The sequence below is a fragment of the Pseudalkalibacillus sp. SCS-8 genome (genome assembly GCF_040126055.1).
Classification (GTDB): domain Bacteria; phylum Bacillota; class Bacilli; order Bacillales; family Fictibacillaceae; genus Pseudalkalibacillus; species Pseudalkalibacillus nanhaiensis.
The window spans coordinates 429,175-448,536 of record NZ_CP143541.1 but is presented as its reverse complement, the minus strand read 5'-3'; the positions used below and the strand labels follow the sequence as shown (position 1 = coordinate 448,536).

Annotated in this window: 16 protein-coding genes; 2 read left to right on the top strand and 14 right to left on the bottom strand. The window is 44.3% G+C overall.

Annotated features, from left to right (window positions below):
• Positions 1-212: 212 nt before the first annotated feature.
• Positions 213-671, top strand: a complete 459-nt coding sequence (locus V1497_RS02370; RefSeq protein WP_349409394.1) for a hypothetical protein — start codon at positions 213-215, stop codon at positions 669-671.
• A gap of 56 nt (positions 672-727) precedes the next feature.
• Here the strand turns inward: V1497_RS02370 and V1497_RS02365 are convergent, their stop codons facing one another.
• The 12 genes from V1497_RS02365 to V1497_RS02310 all read right to left on the bottom strand — a co-directional run bounded on the left by V1497_RS02365 (position 728) and on the right by V1497_RS02310 (position 13,363).
• The gene (locus V1497_RS02365) at positions 728-1,729 is read right to left on the bottom strand and encodes an S-layer homology domain-containing protein (RefSeq protein WP_349409393.1); all 1,002 of its coding nucleotides are present in this window, start codon (positions 1,727-1,729) and stop codon (positions 728-730) included.
• A 114-nt stretch (positions 1,730-1,843) separates the two neighbouring features.
• On the bottom strand, positions 1,844-3,811 hold the full coding sequence (locus tag V1497_RS02360; protein WP_349409392.1) for an LTA synthase family protein: 1,968 nt from the start codon (positions 3,809-3,811) through the stop codon (positions 1,844-1,846).
• Positions 3,812-3,899: 88 nt separating this feature from the next.
• Positions 3,900-4,973: an acyltransferase family protein gene (locus V1497_RS02355; RefSeq protein ID WP_349409391.1), complete on the bottom strand. Its 1,074-nt coding sequence runs from the start codon at positions 4,971-4,973 to the stop codon at positions 3,900-3,902.
• A 104-nt stretch (positions 4,974-5,077) separates the two neighbouring features.
• Positions 5,078-6,394 carry an S-layer homology domain-containing protein gene (locus V1497_RS02350; protein WP_349409390.1) on the bottom strand — a complete coding sequence of 439 codons (1,317 nt, stop codon included), beginning with the start codon at positions 6,392-6,394 and terminating at the stop codon, positions 5,078-5,080.
• Between the two features lie 209 nt (positions 6,395-6,603).
• The gene (locus tag V1497_RS02345) at positions 6,604-6,771 is read right to left on the bottom strand and encodes a hypothetical protein (RefSeq protein WP_349409389.1); all 168 of its coding nucleotides are present in this window, start codon (positions 6,769-6,771) and stop codon (positions 6,604-6,606) included.
• Positions 6,772-6,833: 62 nt separating this feature from the next.
• Positions 6,834-8,972, bottom strand: a complete 2,139-nt coding sequence (locus tag V1497_RS02340) for an ATP-dependent DNA helicase (protein WP_349409388.1) — start codon at positions 8,970-8,972, stop codon at positions 6,834-6,836.
• Positions 8,973-9,070: 98 nt separating this feature from the next.
• Positions 9,071-9,268 (bottom strand): hypothetical protein, encoded by a 198-nt coding sequence (locus V1497_RS02335; protein WP_349409387.1) that lies wholly within the window; start codon positions 9,266-9,268, stop codon positions 9,071-9,073.
• 192 nt (positions 9,269-9,460) lie between these two features.
• Positions 9,461-10,240, bottom strand: a complete 780-nt coding sequence (locus V1497_RS02330; protein WP_349409386.1) for a Na-translocating system protein MpsC family protein — start codon at positions 10,238-10,240, stop codon at positions 9,461-9,463.
• A gap of 36 nt (positions 10,241-10,276) precedes the next feature.
• Positions 10,277-11,551, bottom strand: coding sequence for an ATP-binding protein (locus V1497_RS02325; RefSeq protein WP_349409385.1), 1,275 nt, complete (start codon positions 11,549-11,551; stop codon positions 10,277-10,279).
• 88 nt (positions 11,552-11,639) lie between these two features.
• Complete coding sequence (locus V1497_RS02320; RefSeq protein ID WP_349410724.1) at positions 11,640-12,533, bottom strand: alpha/beta fold hydrolase; 894 nt, start codon at positions 12,531-12,533, stop codon at positions 11,640-11,642.
• Between the two features lie 203 nt (positions 12,534-12,736).
• Positions 12,737-13,015: a hypothetical protein gene (locus V1497_RS02315; RefSeq protein ID WP_349409384.1), complete on the bottom strand. Its 279-nt coding sequence runs from the start codon at positions 13,013-13,015 to the stop codon at positions 12,737-12,739.
• 99 nt (positions 13,016-13,114) lie between these two features.
• A complete protein-coding gene (locus tag V1497_RS02310; protein ID WP_349409383.1) occupies positions 13,115-13,363 on the bottom strand; it encodes a hypothetical protein in 249 nt (82 codons plus the stop codon).
• A 383-nt stretch (positions 13,364-13,746) separates the two neighbouring features.
• Between V1497_RS02310 and V1497_RS02305 the strand changes: the two genes are divergently transcribed.
• The gene (locus V1497_RS02305; protein ID WP_349409382.1) at positions 13,747-14,457 is read left to right on the top strand and encodes a DUF1287 domain-containing protein; all 711 of its coding nucleotides are present in this window, start codon (positions 13,747-13,749) and stop codon (positions 14,455-14,457) included.
• 209 nt (positions 14,458-14,666) lie between these two features.
• On the opposite strand, the gene V1497_RS02300 is transcribed toward V1497_RS02305, so the two are convergent.
• Both V1497_RS02300 and V1497_RS02295 read right to left on the bottom strand, forming a co-directional pair.
• Positions 14,667-17,723 (bottom strand): efflux RND transporter permease subunit, encoded by a 3,057-nt coding sequence (locus tag V1497_RS02300; protein WP_349409381.1) that lies wholly within the window; start codon positions 17,721-17,723, stop codon positions 14,667-14,669.
• 355 nt (positions 17,724-18,078) lie between these two features.
• Positions 18,079-19,284 carry a S8 family peptidase gene (locus V1497_RS02295; RefSeq protein WP_349409380.1) on the bottom strand — a complete coding sequence of 402 codons (1,206 nt, stop codon included), beginning with the start codon at positions 19,282-19,284 and terminating at the stop codon, positions 18,079-18,081.
• Positions 19,285-19,362 lie beyond the last annotated feature (78 nt).

The following is a 19,362-nucleotide window of genomic DNA, read 5'->3' as shown; positions in this document are numbered from 1 at the left end:
TTTTAGGCTGTCGAAACTTTTTCGACAGTCTTTTTTGTTCTCTTATTTATTTTCCATATTATGTTATTATGGAGTGAAAGATCGTGGGGTAGTTATAAGGAAGTCTTTTATAAAATGATTTTAGGTACAACTATATTCACAGTCGACCTCTTACCACTTTTTACGACCGATACCGCATGGAAATTAAATAAAAAAATGAAGTGAAAATTGCCTTGAAACTAAGAAATGGAATCATTATTCTCTTGCTACTCACTAATTTGCTTGCTGTTTATTTTATTTGGACTGATGAAGATGACCATTCGTCTTATTTGTATGCATATCTCGAAGGGGAATCGGAGCATTGGAAGCTTGATGATCATCATGTATTCTATTCGCCGGAGGAAATGTCAGAGGGTGATGGCATTCTAACCTATACAAAAGATTCCAATGGAGCTATGAACATCCTATATGAAGTTACTTTCTATGATAAGCAGAACAAATCGTATTTTAGCAGTAAAGGTTCTACCTTTGAATCGCAAGGACATTTAGGCGGAATAAGGAATGAAGTTTTTGGTGGAAAGAAGAATGAAGTACCCAGTATTGAAGAAATTGAGTCTGTATATGCTATCATCAAGTGGAATGGAAAAGAAGAGCGGATGGATCTCCAGTTAAAGGATCCACGAAAGCATTAATTAATTTATCATGTTAAAGGAGCAAGCCTCAGTGGGCTTGCTCCTCTTTCTTTTCTTTATTTCTTTGTAATGAACATTTGTGTCCAGTAGTACTCATAAGCTCCACCGTTCGCCAAACCAACAGCGATATGGGTGTACGATTCAGATAGGATATTCGCTTTGTGGCCCGGGCTTTCCATCCATGCGTCCATCACATCCTCAGGATAAAAGTAGCCGGCTGCAATGTTTTCTCCCGCGCCATAATACTCGACACCGAAATCCTGCATCATCGTGAATGGAGATCCGTACTTCGGTGAATCATGAGCGAAATAGCGGTTGTAAATCATGTCCATTGATTTGATTCCTGCGACATGGCCAAGCAATGGGTCAGCTTTTAGCGGCTTCAATCCGCGTTTTGTACGCTCCTCATTGACCAGCTGGATGACCTGAAGTTCTTCATCACCATGCGCTTTCAGCTTGAATGGATCGTGGATCGCTCTTGCAAGCAACACAGCGAATTCAGCTCTTGTTACTGGGCTATTCGGCTTGAATGTACCGTCTTGATAGCCGGCAATGATTCCAGTGAGAGCAAGTGTGTTAATTTTATCCTCCGCCCATGGTGCTTTACTCAAGTCCTGGAAATAAGGTGCCGTTTCCACCGTACCAGGATAATATGTATTCGCAAGAATTTTCGTCGCTTCCGCCCTTGTCAGGTGATCTTTTGGTCGGAACGTATTATCTGGATAACCTGTAAGGATACCGTGCTTGGTCGCTACTGCAATATCATTATAGAAGTAATTATTTTTCGATACGTCGACATAGTCGAGCTTTGAGTATTGTTCATTCGGAAAATGCTCCCTTACAATCATAGCGGCCGCTTGTTCACGCGTCACTTTGTCGTTCGGGCCAAACTCTGTGTCGCTGTAGCCACGGATAATTGAACGGTCCGTCAAATAATAGATGTGCTCTTCAGCCCATGGAACCGTCACTAAATCTTCGAAGGCTCCCTCGGCCGCAAACGTAGACTGTCCTGTCATCGCAATAACAATGGCAAGCAGTCCTGTTAAGATCTTTTTCATTCTCTTTTATCCCCTCTCTTTTTCCTACATCTACCATCTTACCTTTTGTCGAATGAGGAAGAAAACAGGAAAAAGGGACCATTTTCACCCACAAGATGAAATGATCCCTAAATATCAATCGTTGAATTTCTCGATCAGATTTCCGAATATGATATCGTCTGAAATGCGGTAATGCTCTTGAGCTTCTTTATGAACCTGACTGCAATCGTTGATGGCTAGCGGGGCACCTGTTTTGAAATCGTAGCACGAGCCGTTACTGAAAATACCATCCTTCGCCTGTTGATACCAAACTTCACCGTTTGTGGCGCTTCCTTTCCTCATTGCCACAAGTCGATTCCCCTCAACGAACAGATCGGTGCCCATAAAGTATTCATCCTTCGTATCAACTCCGAGCAAATGTAACAATGTCGGTGCGAGATGAAGCTGTCCACCTGTCTTTTCATACGTTCCAGCGAGCTTCCCTTCCGGTAGATGGATGATGAGGGGTACCTGATCATACTCCTTGTAGTACTCAAAGTCATTTTTATCGCCTGTGACGAATGTTTCTGCATTCGTCCCCTTCTCCATCACCTTCGCATCATGATCTCCGTAGAAGACGATGACTGAATCGTCCCACAGTCCTTTCTGCTTCAAGTCCTCGACAAGCACTTTAATCGACTGGTCCACATAGTGAACGGAATGCAGGTAATTTTCCATCAAGTCATGCTCCACACTGTCCAAATCGAGCACCTTATGCTTTTCAGGCATCGGATATGGATGGTGGCTCGTCAATGAAATTAGGAAGGAATAGAAGGGCTCTTCCTCAGGCATGAACGTGACCGATTGCCTGAAGAAATCGAGATCAGAAGCCCCCCATCCGATTGACTCTTCTGGTTTATAATCCTCTTTCGTGTAAAATTCATCATATTCAAGTGAGCTGTACATCGAGTTCCTGTTCCAAAAGCTCCCTTTAAACGCGTGATGGGCAGTAGCCTTATAGCCTTCATCCTTCAATGTTTTTGAAATGCTGTCATATTCATTTGGGCTGTAACGGATGAACGCAGACCCTGTCGCCAACGGATAGAGCGATGTGTTGACGAGCAGATCCGCATCCGCCGTCCTCCCTTGTGCCGCCTGGTGATAGAAATTCGGGAAGTACGCACTGTCTTTGATCAACTCATTCAAGTATGGCGTAATTTCTTGACCATCCACTTCCCGATTGATGACGAAGTCCTGAATCGCTTCAAGCTGGACGACGATCAAATTCTTGCCCTCAGCTACGCCAAAGGTATCTGGATTCGTCTTACCCGTATTGACCTCGAACCATTGTTGGATTTCTTCTGCCCGTTCCTTTGAAACTCTTTTCTTATTCAACACATAATCCTCGAAATTTCGTTTCATATCAAAGAAATGATAGCCATAAATCCCCGTGAACTTATAAATGCTTTCACTGGCAATCATTTTTTCAAGAATCTTCTTTCCCCCGTACTGATAGAACACATGCAAAGGCTGCATGATACAGAACCATCCAACAACGAAGGCAAGCAGTCCAGCTATAATCGCCCGCTTCTTTTCCTTGAACCATTTGTTCCTCCATATAAAGATGAAAAGCGGAATACTGAGGAAAACATCAATCCAGAATAGGAGGTCTTTCACCCGTAACAGGCTGATGATGCTGTCGGTCAAGTTGCCTACCTGCCCAGCCTGTAAAAGTAAAGCGACCGAAATGAAGCCCTCGAAATATCTGTAATGCACAACATCCGCAAACAGGACAAATGACACGATCGCATTCAGAATGATTAGCGCATAGATCCGTTTACGCCTCGTCAAGAACAATGTCCAGAACGAGAGCACGAGGATATAACCGAGGCTGATCATCAATAAACCGCCCCTTATTGCGTTAAAGCTCCCGCCATCAAATAGAAAGGCAAATAGATTTTTTATGTATCCGCCGACCCCTTCTTTGTAAAAAACCGTTCCTGTGAGGTCTGCTAACAAATAGGTTTTGAACATCAATAATAGTACGAAAATAATGTAGTCCGTATAATACCAGACCTTTTCAAGTATCAACTTCCCCTTGTCTAACCATGAATCAAACTGCATGAAATAAGCGCTCCCCGACGTAATTTACAATCTTTATGTAAACGTAACATAAAATTTACATTTCGAGAACGATTATCCAAAATCTCTGTCAATTCGCCGGCCTTGGCTTTACACCGATTTTACCGACTGTAAATGCACCGACCGGGGTCAAATTCAATAAAAAGGTGACGACGATCGGTCCGGCGACTCCTGCAATGAAGCTTGTAATGCTGTATGTTAACAAGCTCACTTCACCTGTTTTACTGTAATAAAGATTAAGGAGCTGAAGGAAGAACGGATGAAGGAGATAGATGCCGAATGAATATTGACTGATAAGGACAATGATCCGAGGGATCCGCTCCAACCATGTTCCGATCACAAATAGAAGCAATAAGACGAGGATCGTATAGACGATCACATCTACCCGATTTGATGAAATCATCGTCAAGATTTTCTCTCGTCTGAAATAAAGAAGCAAACTTCCCATGAAAATCGTTCCGATCAATACTGGAATTTTCCATCTTGATAAGATGTGCCGGAATCGTTCGATATCTCGTCCAATGTAAAAGGCGACAGTGAAATAGAGGATCCATCCGAGAAATGGAATGCGGGAAAAGTCATACCAAATATAAAAGGCATTCGAAAAGCCGAATGGTTTGACGAAATTGACGATACCAAGATATGAAAAATTGAGGATTGCCGCAACGAACAAGACGATCCCGGGTGAGAAGTTCAATAGAAAACGCTGAAAAAACAAATGAAGCAGATAGAACTGCATAATGATCAAAATGAAGTACCCGTGCCACCTTCCAAGAAGAAGGATATCCTTCAAATGGTTGAAAAAGTCGGCAGCTGTCATGGAATAGACGATCAGGTCATATAGCGCATACACCGTCCCCATGAAAAGATAAGGAAGGAGGATATATTTCATCCTTTTTACGAGAAAACCTTTCGGCGTCCCTTCCCGATACGAATGGGAAACGAGGATTTCTGATATTAAAATGAAGGTCGGTGTCGCAAACATGAGGAGAAGCTGGACATACCGGATCGGCCCTTCCGTCGTGGATGGAAGATCATAATTCATGACCGAAACCGTCAATGTATGGATGACCACGACTGCGATACACGCCACTGCTCTGATCAGAAATATTTCATTGATGAAAACCCGCTTCGATGCCTTCATAAGCCAGTCCTTTTCCCTTTTTACAGCTTAGTATGCGGAACGTGTACGTAAGCATACAAAAAAGCTGATAAACCAGGTTTCCCCGTTTTACCAGCTTGAATGGATTATTTACCCGATTGCATTTGAAGAACACGATAGATGAACATCGCGAATTCTTCACGTTCGACATTACGTTCTGGGGCGTATTTATTGTCCCCGACACCAATTGTAATACCATTTTCAGCTAAAATATTGATGTAATCCTTAGCCCAATTCGTATTATCGTCAAAGTAGTGTTTGCCTGTTCCTTTCAGATCGAAAGCCGTGACGATGATCTTCGCCATTTCCGCACGTGTCAGTTCCTTCTTAGGCTGGAAGCTTCCATCTTTGTAACCGTCCAAAACCCCATTATGAGCAAGAATTGATATTTCTACAAATCCCGGGTAATTCGGTGGCAAATCAGTGAATGACGCTGGTGGTACCTCTGGATTATAGACGATACTTCTGGTCAGCATTTGAGCCGCATGGTCACGTCTTACAGCATCCTCAGGACCGAATGTCCCATCGCCGTATCCCTGGATAATGCCCTTAGTCACAAGGACATGAATCGCCTCAAACGAATACATATCGTCATTTACATCGTTAAATGACCGAGCATCCTTCACTTTCATCTGACGCCAGAAAGCATTGGCAAGGACAAGGTAGCCGGCTTCGTTCGGATGGATATTTTTTGGATTTGGTAAATACGTTTTTCCGTTCGGATTGAAGGTATCGGCTGTTGGTACGTATGTTGCACCTGTCGCGAGTGCAGCTGACTGGATCGCCTGGTTCAATGTATCCAATGCACCGAGAAGCTTCGGCTGCTCGGTATCAGGCAGATAGGGAAAAGCGTTGTAGTAGCCCATCACATAAACATCTGCATCCGGGTTCAGCGTTTTGATGATCCCGATCGTCTTTCCAAGATTCGCACCGACAGTAGCGATTGCTTGTGCGAATTCCTTCTGGTCATAGGATACAACACCTGTCTTTTCATCAACTTTGATGACTGCGAGTAGGTCATTTGCCCCTGCATCAAGTGTGATGATTTCCGCATTGCTTACCGTTTGTTGAATGCCAACCTTATCCTCGCTGCCATCCATATTCGGCTTGAATACATTGTTCTGAAGATCCGCTAATACGTCAGTGGTTGTATAACCGGGATACGAATACTGCTTCGTGTAATCCCCTAAATATTCGGTCTGGAAGAGCTGCATCGCTAAAAAATCAGCGTATCCTTTCCCAATATCACCCTTATAGTCGACGCCTGCTGCTAACGAATCACCTAACGCGACATAGTCCAGCTTCTCCGTTCCTTGTGCCTGTACGAGGGGTGCAAGAGGTGTTGAACCGAGCAAGAGAACAACCAACATCAAAAGGACAACCCGCACCTTACTGAACACCATCCATTTACCATTCCTTCCGCTTTTTTATATGTACTGCCTTTATGTAATTCGACCTAGATATGTAATTTCCTGTAAACGAAATGGAGAAAAACTTGCAAATCTAAAATGAATAAAAGTGAACAACTTAGGATATGCGTGATCCTCTCCTCCTATACCCTTGAACTGAATTTCAACAAAAAAGCACTAAAGCGGGAAATCCCACTTTAGCGCTACCATTTTTCTTCAGCACCGATCTTCTCTTCCAACAATTCGATGATCTGGTCGTTCTGCTCGTTCTGTTCAGTCAACAGTTCCTTGATATCCCGAAGATACATGATGATTAAGTAGGCCACATAGACCGCTCCACCAATGATCAGGACTTGAAAGATGTTCAGCACTGAATGTCCCCCTTCAACGAACCTATTTCCTTATATAATTTTCCATCCGTTTCAAAATTCCTTTATCGGATTACTTTATAATCCATCCACTCCGGCGGTAAAAGCTTCTGGTATTTTGGGGTGAGGAACCGGTCATCGACAAGCACGATCGTCCCATGATCCTCTTCGGTCCGAATTAGTCTGCCACCCGCCTGCAGGACCTTGTTCATCCCCGGATAGACATAGGCATAATCATATCCATTCTTGTTTTGTTCCGAAAAATGATCCTTGATGATATTCCGTTCATCGTTCAGCTGAGGCAGGCCGACACCGACAACGACGACACCGTTCAACCGGTTCCCTTTCAGATCAATGCCTTCTGAAAAGATTCCCCCCATCACCGCAAATCCAATCAACGCTCTTTTCAGCCCTTCCTCAAACCTCGAGAGGAACTCTTCACGCTCTTCTTCCGCCATATTCCCCTCCTGGGTGAGAACATCTGCCTCAATCTCATCCTCTTCCAGCTGTTCCAAAACGAGGCGCATATACGCATAGGAAGGAAAGAACACAAGATAATTCCCAGGTCTTGTTTCAATTAAATTTTTCAGCATAGCGAGAATGGGTTTTACCGAACGGTCACGATCGCGGTATCGCGTTGACAGCGGCTGAATGAACACCTCCGCATTTTCCTTCGCAAAAGGGGATGGGATCGAAACCGCGTAATCCTCCTCCTTCGCCCCAAGCATATCCTTGAAGTACGCTAATGGTAATAAGGTCGCTGAAAAATAGACCTTCGACCGGTAGCCCTTTCCGAACTGCTTGAGTAAGTGGGAAGGATCCAGACAAAAGAGCTTCAGCTTCACTTCACTTTGCTGATATTCGATAAACGTGACATACCGCTCATCATAGAGCTCGGCAATCCGCACAAGATTTTTCGCATTGAAATAGGCCTCAAGCAACTTACCCTGCTCTTCCCCCGTTTTCTGTTCGAGCAGTTCCTTTTCTGCTTCCGACACGAACGAATCAAGCTGAACGATGAAATCCTCAGGAAGCTCCTTTTCAACCAACGAGCGATCACCTTCCTTGCATCGTTTTTTCATCGCAAGCATTTCATCATTGATGGCTTTTGCCGTTTGGTGAATTCCTGTATTCATCGTTTTGAACGTACGCGTCAATTTCAGGAAATCGGACTTGAACAGCTCAGCTGAAAACATCGTCCGGGCTCGATCAACCAGGTTATGGGCTTCATCAACGAGCAGAACCGTCTGCTTCTTCTGTTCATCAAGCAGCCGTTTCAACGAAACCCGTGGGTCGAAAATGTAATTATAGTCCCCGATCATCGCATCTGCTGTATAAGACAAATCGAGCGAAAACTCGAATGGACAAAGCTTATGCTTTCGTGCATACGTCTCGATTGTCGTTCGATCCATCAACGTTTCGTTGGCCAGGATATCCAGAATGCCGCCGTTCAAGCGGTCATAGTAACCATCCGCATATTCGCAGTATTCCTTCTGACAGATGGTCTTCTCCTTGAAGCATACTTTATCCTTGGCTGTAATGGTGACTGAGCTGAGTTCCAGCCCTTGTTCTTTCATCAGCCTTAAGGTATCCTCTGCTGCCGTACGGGTAATCGTCTTGGCCGTCAGATAAAACATCCGCTCGATATGCCCCTCACCGATCGCTTTTATGGTAGGAAACATCGTCGAAACCGTTTTACCTGTCCCAGTCGGCGCATTCGCAAACAGATCCCGTTTATCAAGGATCGATTTATAGACCGTTCCCGCAAATTTCCGTTGTCCCGCGCGGTACGATTGAAAAGGAAATTCCAGCTGCTTGATGCTTTGATTACGCTTTTCTTTTTTATCCAAAAGTAAAGAAGCATACGGCTCAAATGCCCCGATGACCTCCATGATAAAGTTTTGCAAGACCTCGAACGTACACGTTTGAACGAACTGCTTCCTTTCCTCCGTTTCAACGTGAACATACGTCAGCTGGACATTGATTTCGTCCATCTCATGCTCCATCGCATACATATACGCGTAAAACTTCGCCTGGGTCCAGTGGACAGGATAGCTCTGTTCCTGGATATCAGCCAGATCACCCCGGGTTGATTTGATTTCGTCAACCGTGGTGAGCCCGTCTTTTGTTTTTAAAAGTCCGTCACATCTGGACGCACCGACATGCGAATCTGTCTGGTCATGAGCATACTCCTTACCGATCATTTTCCAATTATCTTCAGTTTACCTGAAAACAAACGTTCGTCCAACGGTCAATAAAAAAACCAAGTGTATCGCCCCTAACATACACTTGGTCTCCTTATTTATCTGATTGGAAGGGATGGACCGTCATAACAGAACTGACAGCGACGATATCCTTCACTTATCAGTCGTTCGATATTTTTATCGAATGTTTCACCTGATCGTTCATTCAATGGTATTCGAGGCAGATCACATTTATCCCCTACGAATGCACTGCGGTGAATTCTTCGGTGTTTATGGTCAATTAAATATTTCGCCATAATATCCCCCTTTTTTCAATTGTTAATCTTCCTATCTATTGCCGTTCTCCTTCTCGCGTTGTGTTATCTTTCATCAAACCACTCCCTTCAACAGTGTGGATGTTGACGTATTTGAACAAATAAAAAAAGCCGGGGAAGGATTAATCCTTTCCGGCTTATGTCTAGCTCTATTGTCTAGCTCATTTCCACCATTTATTCGTTCGGATTCAATATGAAAATTGTAAAGCTTCGATCTCGATCAAAGTCCCAATCAATGAAATACTCATCGATTTCGCCCTCGATATGTGAGGAAATATTCTCTACGTTCAATAAACGTTTTTCCAGCTTTCCTTTTGCTTTACGTAAGATTTCTTGATGCCCATCATCAATAAGCTGTTTTTCAATTTCAACCAAAATACCATCTCGGACCACAATCAATGTCCTCGAATTGATCCTTGCTGAAGTTATTTTCTCCGGTTTCTTCTCAACCCGTTCACTCATTATGATGACTTCATCATGAACAGTGTCTTGCCCTTTATAAGGTTCAAGCTGCTTCGTTTGTGAAATCGGACCGACACCAAGGAAAACACCTGATTGGTTTTTAAATGACCAATCATAATACAGCTTCTCAATATCGATTTCAGTCGTCTTCTTAATGAAGGTCATGATTTGATCGCTGATTTCATCCATAACGAATTCTCTCGTCTTTTTCAGCGTCTTCTCATGGTTCCCGCTATAAAGAACACGCTCAGTAGCTGACAAGAAGTCTTTCACATAAATCGTTACGAATGGCTCGGCAATCGATACGTAGACCGACCCTGGTCCTTTTCCGAAGTGATCCCGGAGGACCTTGCCGACATAACTGGATATTTCGGATTGTTTTGTTTTCATTTCATTTGAAGACGGAAGCGTCATTTCCTCCATCCTTTCTACAGTGTAAAGGCTATGTATGGATTTGAAAAGACCTTGAGTGGATTTCATCGACTTGTCCATATATACCATACCCTGTTTGGAACAATTAAAAACCGATCAATTAACAGAAACTGACATATTCATTTTATTGACGATTGGAAGATAGACGGTGACTTTCGTGCCGACATTCGGTTCGCTCTCGTAATTGACTGTCCCTTCCATTGATTCAATGATCCGTAACGAAACCGTCGTCCCTAGACCTGTTCCGCGATCCTTAGTGGTATAAAATAACGTGCCGATCCGATCAAGCTGTTCCTTCGTCATCCCTTTTCCCGTATCTTTTACCGTCAACACGGCATAGTCCGTATAAGGCGTTAGCTTAATCGTAACGGTACCACCGTCTTCCGTCGCTTCGATTGCGTTTTTGACAAAATTTACGATCGCTTGCTTCAGCTGGTTCCGGTCTGTCCGAATCGTGCTCTTCGTATTCAAATCTGTTTCAAGGATGATCCCCTGCTTCAATGCGAGAGGTTCCATAAGGAACAGCACTTCATAAATGACATCCGATAGCTTGCACTCCTCGATCTTCTTGAATTCTGGTTTGGCAAAATTCAAATAGTCACTGATGATCGCTTCAGCTCGTCCAAGTTCACTCAAAACGAGAGGGATGTATTCATAGCTGTCATCTCCCTGTTTTTCATTTCTCATAAGCTGGAGGAAGCCTTTTACGACAGTCAACGGATTGCGGATTTCATGTGCAATCGAAGCCGCTAATTCACCTAACGTGTTCATTTTTTCCGAACGTTGTATTTCCGCCTTCATCAAATTCCTCTCAATGACCATTTCATATAATCGTGCCGCGAGACCAATGCCAAGAATTTGGATCACACCGAACAACGTAATGTTTACCCAGATTTCTTTATTCGTTGAGAAGCCCACTGTAAATAGATAAGAAAGTAAAATGCACAGCATAACAAACGCAGGCCAGCTTCCGATCAGGAGTGCCATACGCACTCTTTTTTTGGGTTTATACTGCCTGAATTTCATTGAGAATAGAAACGGAACCAATGCTGCAGCTGTTCCGCTTATGTATCCGAAGACAAGGGCATCCCCACCCAAAACGGTTCGTGTGACCATGATGACGACAAAGACGATCGATCCTGCAATCGGTCCACCATACAAACAAGCAAGAACAAGTGGAACGTACCGGAAATCCCAAAAAAGACCGTAGCTGTCATAGGCAAAAACCATACATAAGCAAGCAGCGATACCATGCAAAACACCATATATATAGGGCATATGTTCATTGCGTCGTTTTTCAAACAAAACACCATAAATCAAGACAGGAGCGAGAAAAATCAAGACATGAAGTAACAGTTTCTCGGCAAGCATGGAAACCTCCTAAAAAAATGTACATCCAACTATAATTACGACATAGGTCATGATTTTCCTCTCTCGGAAATTAGGAAATTATACCAATTTATCCTCGCAATGTACTCCTTAGAATGGCTTCACTTTTATACAAGGTTTCGATGTGGGTACCCGCTACCGTATAGTGATTTCCTGCTAAAAGAAAGACACTCTCTTCAACGGCATCCCCATCTCCACTGTTCGTATAAGCGGCTCCTTTCACCTTCCCATCGGACCACTGGATGATGGATTGAGATGGGAGCACTTCAAGGTACTTAATAGATTCTTCCTCCGTACCTGCAATTACCGTCGTTCGGATGTTCCGCTCACCAATGATCGACCGGTTCGCATTTAACTGATCGAGCCAAGAATTCTGGGCATTCATCGTCTGGTACTCAACGAATGACCGAGAACCACCGTTGTTCATGATCAGATAGTTCCCATAGTCCTTACCCGGCAGAATATCCTGCAGTCCTCTGAAATGCTGATGAATGACATCAATCTTGTTTCCTTTGTACCGTTTCGTCAAATAGGCAATGTACATTTTCATATAAAAATGGACAAAATTGAATTTGCTCGGGGAGACAATCGGCAGCTCTCCCCCTGTCCAGTAACTGTAATTCGGTGGCGAGCCTGCGTTTGGTGTACAAAGGATGACAAGCTGATCAATATCATCCTCATACTCCTTACTTTGTGCATAAGCCCGCGCAACAAGGCCTCCCATGCTGTGGGACACGATATTCACCTTCGTTTCACCTGTAGATAATTTTGCTTCCTGAATCGTTTTTATTAAATGATAACGTGCAGAATGTTCAATTCGATCGCTCCAATCATAGAAGCAGATGAATAAATTCTGATTCCGTCTGTAGCCCATCGTCTCCAGCATCAAAACAAAAGGCTCGTAAACCATACCTGCCAATCCAAAGCCCCAACTGCCAGTCCCAGGTATGATTACTTTACTCATCGATCCAAACAAGCCTGGGACGAACACAAGCGGAGTCTTCTTAAGAGAATGGGGGTTCACATTGTGCCTCCTCAAATATTGTCATCTTTAAACAGTATGCCGATCGTATTGAAAAAAACCTTTCAGACAGGCAGAAATTTAGCAAGACTACCTAAACAAAAAAGGCTGACTCATAGAGAGCCAGTCCTTACTGTACATTTATATTAAGCGTCAAAATCAAAATCTTCAGCTGTCAGCATATCCATATCCAAAGAATCTTCTTCATCTTCCATCATTCTACGACGACCACCTGCTGCTGCCGCTGCTGAAGCAGATGCTGCTGCACCTTTACCTGCTGCTGCCGCCGCCGCTGCCGCTGCTGCTGCACCTTTACCTGCTGCTGCTGCCGCTGCCGCCGCTGCTGCTGCACCTTTACGTCTGTTGTTGTTATTGTTGTTCGTCATTTCTCCAGCAACTTGATCCATATTGTTTCGGTAACCCATACAATCACCTCCTTGCTCTATTAGTATATTGAAGGGAAATTTAATAGAAACGGCGCTTGTCCAAAGCTACCAAAAATGGTCTTTTATTTGATAGATTTCTTAGAGACGAGGGGGCGCGGTGAGCCTTCTGACATTAAGACAATATGGTGGAATCGTTCCATTCGCTGCTGCCGCAGCAGCTGCAGCACTTGCATCGACACCGATACCCACAGATACTGCCGCTGTGATATTTTCTTCTTGAACCGCAGCCGCAGACGTGTTGGACCCCTTTTTTATGGATTCCATCGCCTCGTCTACCGCACGATCGATGACAGCACGGACTTCATCCTTATGATACCCATGACTCATACTTCAAGCCTCCTTTATGTCCTGACTAGTATTAGTATAGTTGCGAGATAAGATATGGGAACGGCAGAAACACTAGATTAATAGATTATTTTTGCTAGATTTGTGAGGATTTATTTACATAGGGCTCTTAAGGGTCTGTTAGCCTTTAGTGTTGCTATTTAAAGAAGACAGAAGCGTAAGGCGGCGACTCCAGCGGGAAAAGCAACAGCTGAAGACCCCGCAGATTGAGGCACGAAATCGAGGAGGCTGAAGCGTTGCCCGCGGAAAGCGTCCGCCTGAAGCTGTTCAATATCAACAAGATTCTTTAACAATAAAAGATTACGAGTGAAATCTTCCAATTTGGATTATAATGGAACAAACGTGGTTGTCAGGGGTGGGATTGGGTGAAGTGGTTTAAGAGATTGACGGTTATGTTCTGTGTCGTTCTTGTCGGGCTTCTTTCCTTTGTACTTTTGTTTCGTGATGGATTGATCTTTGATACGTTGGGTCTTCATTTTAGCGTACCGTTCATGAACAAGGTGGAAGTCCCGGAGTTATATGCAAAAGTGGATCGAAACAAAAATGGAGTAGCCGATCCGCTTGATGTCGTTCATGCGGCAAGAGTAGAGGTCGAGAACCGTACCGCTTATAAAAGTACGTATTATGCTGGCGGCTATCCTCCTGACGAGGAAGGCGTCTGTACAGATGTCATTTGGCGAGGATTATTAGGTGCAGACATATCATTGAAAGATTTGATGGACGAAGATATTGAAGCGAATACGGACCTTTATCCACGGGTGAATGGAAAGCCGGATCCAAACATCGACTTCAGACGTGTTCCGAACCAGAACGTCTACTTCCAACGGTTTACCCAATCGCTGACCACAGAACTCATCCCTGGTGACGTTGAAAATTTAAAGGAATGGCAGCCTGGTGATATCGTCGTGTTCCTGGACGGCTTCCATCATGTGGCGCTGGTTTCTGATAAGCGCGCCAAAGACGGAACACCTTATGTGATTCATAACAATTATCCGTTTGCTGCAGAAGTGAAGCTCTCCTCCTTCCGTACGCCAATTGCTGGTCATTATCGGTGGAACTTCGGAGGCGGTAGTTGATTAGCTGATGTATTTAAGAGAGGGGAAATCGACTAACTCGACTCCCCCTTTCTTATGTCTTCCAGGCTCGAAACCCGAAACTGCGTCGTCATTTCAAATACCATGTACGATCCCCTCCAATTTATGTGACCTTCCCTCAACATCTTAACACAATTTGGAAAAAGAAAAAGCTGGCCGAGGTTTGGTTTCGACCAGCTTTGTTGTTTGGATCAGCTTGCTTGTTCTTCAAGCGTTTCAGATTGTTTTTTCTTCTTTTTTCTTCTGAAGATTCGTTTGAAACCTCTTCCGATATCTGCAAACAGCATATAAACGGCAGGAATCAGGACGAGCGTAATCATCGTTGCAAACAAGAGACCAGAAATAACGACGATCGCCAGTGGTGCTTGGTAGTTTCCGGATGCTCCGGATGCGAATGCTAACGGAAGCATCGCTCCTGCTGTTGTCAATGTTGTCATGAAGATCGGACGCATACGGTTTTTACCGGCTTCAACAAGTGCTTCAGATGCCGAATAGCCTGTGTTACGCAATTGTTTCGTACGGTCGATCAATAGGATTGCGTTGTTCAGGACGATCCCGATTAGCATGATAACACCCATACCGGACATCGTACTGAGCTCGCTTTGGGTGATGAACAATCCGATGATGACCCCTACGACTGTCATCGGAATGACCGACATGACGACTAACGGATGAACGAGGCTGTTGAACTGAACAGCCATAACGACATACACAAGGAAAATCGCGATGAACAGAATCATCAGCATTTCCTGGATCAACTCTTGTTGCTGTTCCAAATCTCCAGCTGTGGACACCGTGTAGCCTGCAGGTGCCTCATACGATTCCAGGACTTTCTGAACATCCCGGTTAATTGATCCTAAATCACGTTCTTCTATATCGGCAGAAATGGTGATATATCGTTCGCCGTCTTTATGTGAGATCTGATTCGGTACTTCTGCTTGTTTGAATTCAACATAGTTTGAAAGCTTTTGTAATCCTTTTGGTGTCAGGATTTCTAAGTCTGACAACTTTTCTGTGGTCGTAAGCTTTTCATCCAGACTAAGTTTAATCGGAACATTCTCCCCGTCTACGGTCATCTGTCCAATCGGGAGTGCCATGGACAGCTGTTCGATGGATTGTTTGATCTGTTGTGAGGTCAATCCATCCTCTTCAATTGCCTCATCTTTTAATACAACTTGTTGTTCGAGTGATTGACGTTCATTCGTGCTTGTGACTCCCACAATGCCTTCAATCTCGTTCAATTTCTTGATCAAATCATCAGAGATCGCTTGTAGTTCACCAAATTCTTCCCCTTTGACATTGATTTGAACGGGTGATCCGGCACCTGCCCCCATCATTCCACTTACACTTTTGACCGGGAGATCATCGGATAAACCACGGAGAACCTTCATGATATCCTCGTTTACTTGAGCTTGCTCACGAGTTATCTCTTCCCCTTTTGTCATATTGATCAGAATGAAGAAGAAGCTGCCATTATCAATGACAAAGTGGCTTTTCACATCTTTTACGGTTTCAAGTCGCTCATTCGTACTTTGTACAATGGCTTCACGATCATCCGTTGAAATCCCCGGTTCAAGGTTGACCATGAGCTCTGTATAACGGTTATACATATCCGGCATGATCGTCATCGGAATTTTTGTCACGAGGAACATTGAACCGACAAGTACGACGAAGAACAGCCCGAGCATAGCAAAGCGATTCCGTTTCTTTCGGCCCATCCAGGAAACGGTCTTACCATACCCTCGAACAAGTCCGCTCTCTTTCTTCCCAACCTTCGACTTTTTCAATCGTAAAAAGTTTTCAGAAAGGGTCGGGATGAGTGTAAACGCGATCAAGACGGAGCTTATGAGCGTTACAGCGATGACGACGGATAGGATGATCATAAACTTCCCTACTTCGCCACCCATAAGACCGACTGGAAGGAAGACGACGATTGTGGTCAGCATAGATGCGAATACTGCAGTCGCAACTTCTCTCGTTCCTTCTAATACTGCCTTCACATTCTCTAAGCCTTGTTCCTTTTTCCGATATATCGATTCAAGTATGACGATGGATGAATCGACCATCATCCCGATACCGAGACCTAGCGCGATGAGGCTCAGCATATTAAAGCTGTAGTCCAGGAGCCACATGGACAAGAAGGTCAATAGGACGGATGTTGGAATGGATAGTCCGATAATGATTGTCGCCCTCAAGTTGCGGAGGAAGATCAACAGAATCGCCAGGGCAACCACTGCCCCAATCAAAATGTTGTCTGATACACCGCTGATGGCGTCCTCAACATAATCCGCTTGTGCAACCACTTCATTCAGTTCAAAACCTTTTATGAGATTGTCCTTACGAATTTCTTCGACCTCGGCACGAACGGCCTCTGCCATTTCAATTTGTGTCGCATCGGAAACACGACCGATTTGGATGAAAAGGAAGTCTTTCGAGCCATCCTTCCAGACGGAAGAATTATTTTCAGCCGGTTGTAAGCTGATATCTGCAAACGTATCGAGCGTTTCCACACCATTAGATGTCGCGATACGTAAATCTTTAAGCTCCTCTACATTTGTCAGGGTTGTGTCCCAACGTAGAGTCGGTTCATTTTCCTCACCAGATAATGTCCCAAGTGAGGATTCGGCATTTTCATTTTGAATCAAACCAATGATCTGACTAGGATTCAGCTGGTATTCCAGCAATTTATCCCGGTTTAATTCGACTACGACTTCGTTTTTCTCAAGCCCCATGAAGTCGACTTCACGAACCTCTGGTAATGCCTCAAGCCGTGGCTTTAACACATCCTCAGCAAATGCTGTCATTTCTTCCATAGACCCGTTTGAAAGGTCCATGTAGAATTCAAACGGTTGGTTCGTGGACATTTTATATGTAAAGATATCCTCGACACCCGTCAGTTCAGGCTGCATCCCCTTTACAGCAGACTCGACCTCTCGATACACTTCATCTCCACGACCGCTTTCGAAGGAGAGGTCCATACTTACTCGACCAATGTTCGTTTGGGAATTGACGTTCTCTACACCTTCAATCCCTGCCAGCTTTTGTTCAACTGGATTGGTGACGAGCCGCTCCACTTCAGCAGCATTCATCTCCCCTGCCTTGATGTCGATGAATGCTCCATCAAAATCAACGGGTGGCATCAATTCTTTGTCCAGCTTCATCGTTGCGAACGTTCCGGTAATCAAGACGAATACGAATAGCAGTCCAACAATGATCTTCCGTTTCAAAAATAACTGCAACAACCTCATATCGTTTCCCCCTTATCACGTTTTTCATATTTTTCCATGTTTACCCCAACTCCATTGTAATACTTTTGTATTAGACCCCACAACCTTAAGTAGTATATTTACAGAAAAATAAAGATATTCTTTTTAAAGTGTCAGGCACCGAAATGAACCCGTTGGGCACCAACGGTTCTTTGTCGGTGCCTGACACCAATCTGAATCCCTTCCCCCGCAAGGCTTCCGTGGAAGTGCCTGACACTCCAGCATTTCTTTAAAGCGAAAAAGAGGCTGATGACAGGAGGAGGAGTCAATTCCTCTGTCATCAGCCTCTTTCTTATTTTCATTTACGTGTTTTCTATTTTTCTAGCCTTCTACGATATTAGTAGTTCACTGCATCGTAGGAGTTGATGCGTCCGTGCGTCCAGTATGTTCCTGTTCCGCTAGTTGGGTCAGCTGTGTTTTCGATCGCTGCGCGGATTTGTGAAGCGCTACGTCCTTGTGCTGCTAACAATGCTGCAAGTCCAGCTACGTGAGGTGAGGCCATGGATGTACCATCCATGTATACATAACGGTTACCAGGATAAGTGGAGGCGATACTAACACCAGGGGCCGCTACATCAACCCAGGATCCCCAGTTCGAGAAGGATGCCTTTTGGTCATTGCTATCGACCGCACCAACAGCAATCGCGTTCGTGTAAGATGCAGGTTCAAACGTCGTGCTCACACCATCGTTACCTGCAGCTGCGACAACGACTACACCTTTGTTCCATGCATAGTCGACGGCATTCTTAAGGGTCGTCGTATTACAGTCACATCCAAGAGACAAGTTGATGACTTCTGCACCTGCGTCTGCGGCATATTCGATACCATCAGCAATGTCTGCTAGAGATCCGCTACCTTGAGCATTCAATACACGGACAGCAAGAATGTACGTATTCGGAGCCATTCCTGCAATACCACGAGCATTGTTTGTTTCAGCAGCCGCTGTTCCTGCAACGTGTGTTCCGTGACCATTCAAGTCCATCGGGTACCAATCGTTATCGACAAAGTCATATCCAAGGATCGTTTTTCCATCAAGATCAGGATGGTTGTAATCAACACCGGAATCGAGAATCGCGATTTCCTGTCCGCTACTACCTTTTGTAATATCCCAAGCCAAGTTCGTATATGTTGTCTTCAATCCATATTGATAACCGTTATAATACGTATCGTTCGGTGTCCAGGTGGATTGAAACTTGTAATTCGGCTCTGCATATTCTACATTTGGATTTTTCGATAGAGCTTTAACAGCTGCTTCTACGTTTCCTACCTTCAGAACCTTGAACTTCGATTTGACAGCATCGGTATCCGCAACCTCTTTTGCCCCTACTTTATTAAGAGCATTCTCTTTTTGAGAATTCCCGACACCGTCTTTGAACTTGACGATGACTTCCCCTTTCACATAATCTCCTGCGATGCTAGGCGCATCCAGATTTGCGACTTTCTTCGGCCCTTCCAATTGGTTACTGGTCGCAGCCTCACCTACCATTGGAAACAGTGCCATTGTTGCAGCCAGTGACAGTGTAGCAAGCTTCTTGAATTTCATCCTACAAATTCCTCCCTCACAAAGATTACTTAACAGATTCAGTGATTCGGAGGGATTTTCCTGCTAATGGGATATTGG

Bases quoted from the DNA above. Each gene is read 5' to 3' on its own strand.
- V1497_RS02365 (WP_349409393.1), bottom strand. From the start codon at position 1,729: ATGAAAAAGATCTTAACAGGACTGCTTGCCATTGTTATTGCGATGACA.
- V1497_RS02360 (WP_349409392.1), bottom strand. From the start codon at position 3,811: ATGCAGTTTGATTCATGGTTAGACAAGGGGAAGTTGATACTTGAAAAG.
- V1497_RS02355 (WP_349409391.1), bottom strand. From the start codon at position 4,973: ATGAAGGCATCGAAGCGGGTTTTCATCAATGAAATATTTCTGATCAGA.
- V1497_RS02350 (WP_349409390.1), bottom strand. From the start codon at position 6,394: ATGGTGTTCAGTAAGGTGCGGGTTGTCCTTTTGATGTTGGTTGTTCTC.
- V1497_RS02340 (WP_349409388.1), bottom strand. From the start codon at position 8,972: ATGATCGGTAAGGAGTATGCTCATGACCAGACAGATTCGCATGTCGGT.
- V1497_RS02335 (WP_349409387.1), bottom strand. From the start codon at position 9,268: ATGGCGAAATATTTAATTGACCATAAACACCGAAGAATTCACCGCAGT.
- V1497_RS02330 (WP_349409386.1), bottom strand. From the start codon at position 10,240: ATGGACAAGTCGATGAAATCCACTCAAGGTCTTTTCAAATCCATACAT.
- V1497_RS02325 (WP_349409385.1), bottom strand. From the start codon at position 11,551: ATGCTTGCCGAGAAACTGTTACTTCATGTCTTGATTTTTCTCGCTCCT.
- V1497_RS02320 (WP_349410724.1), bottom strand. From the start codon at position 12,533: ATGAGTAAAGTAATCATACCTGGGACTGGCAGTTGGGGCTTTGGATTG.
- V1497_RS02315 (WP_349409384.1), bottom strand. From the start codon at position 13,015: ATGGGTTACCGAAACAATATGGATCAAGTTGCTGGAGAAATGACGAAC.
- V1497_RS02310 (WP_349409383.1), bottom strand. From the start codon at position 13,363: ATGAGTCATGGGTATCATAAGGATGAAGTCCGTGCTGTCATCGATCGT.
- V1497_RS02300 (WP_349409381.1), bottom strand. From the start codon at position 17,723: ATGAGGTTGTTGCAGTTATTTTTGAAACGGAAGATCATTGTTGGACTG.
- V1497_RS02295 (WP_349409380.1), bottom strand. From the start codon at position 19,284: ATGAAATTCAAGAAGCTTGCTACACTGTCACTGGCTGCAACAATGGCA.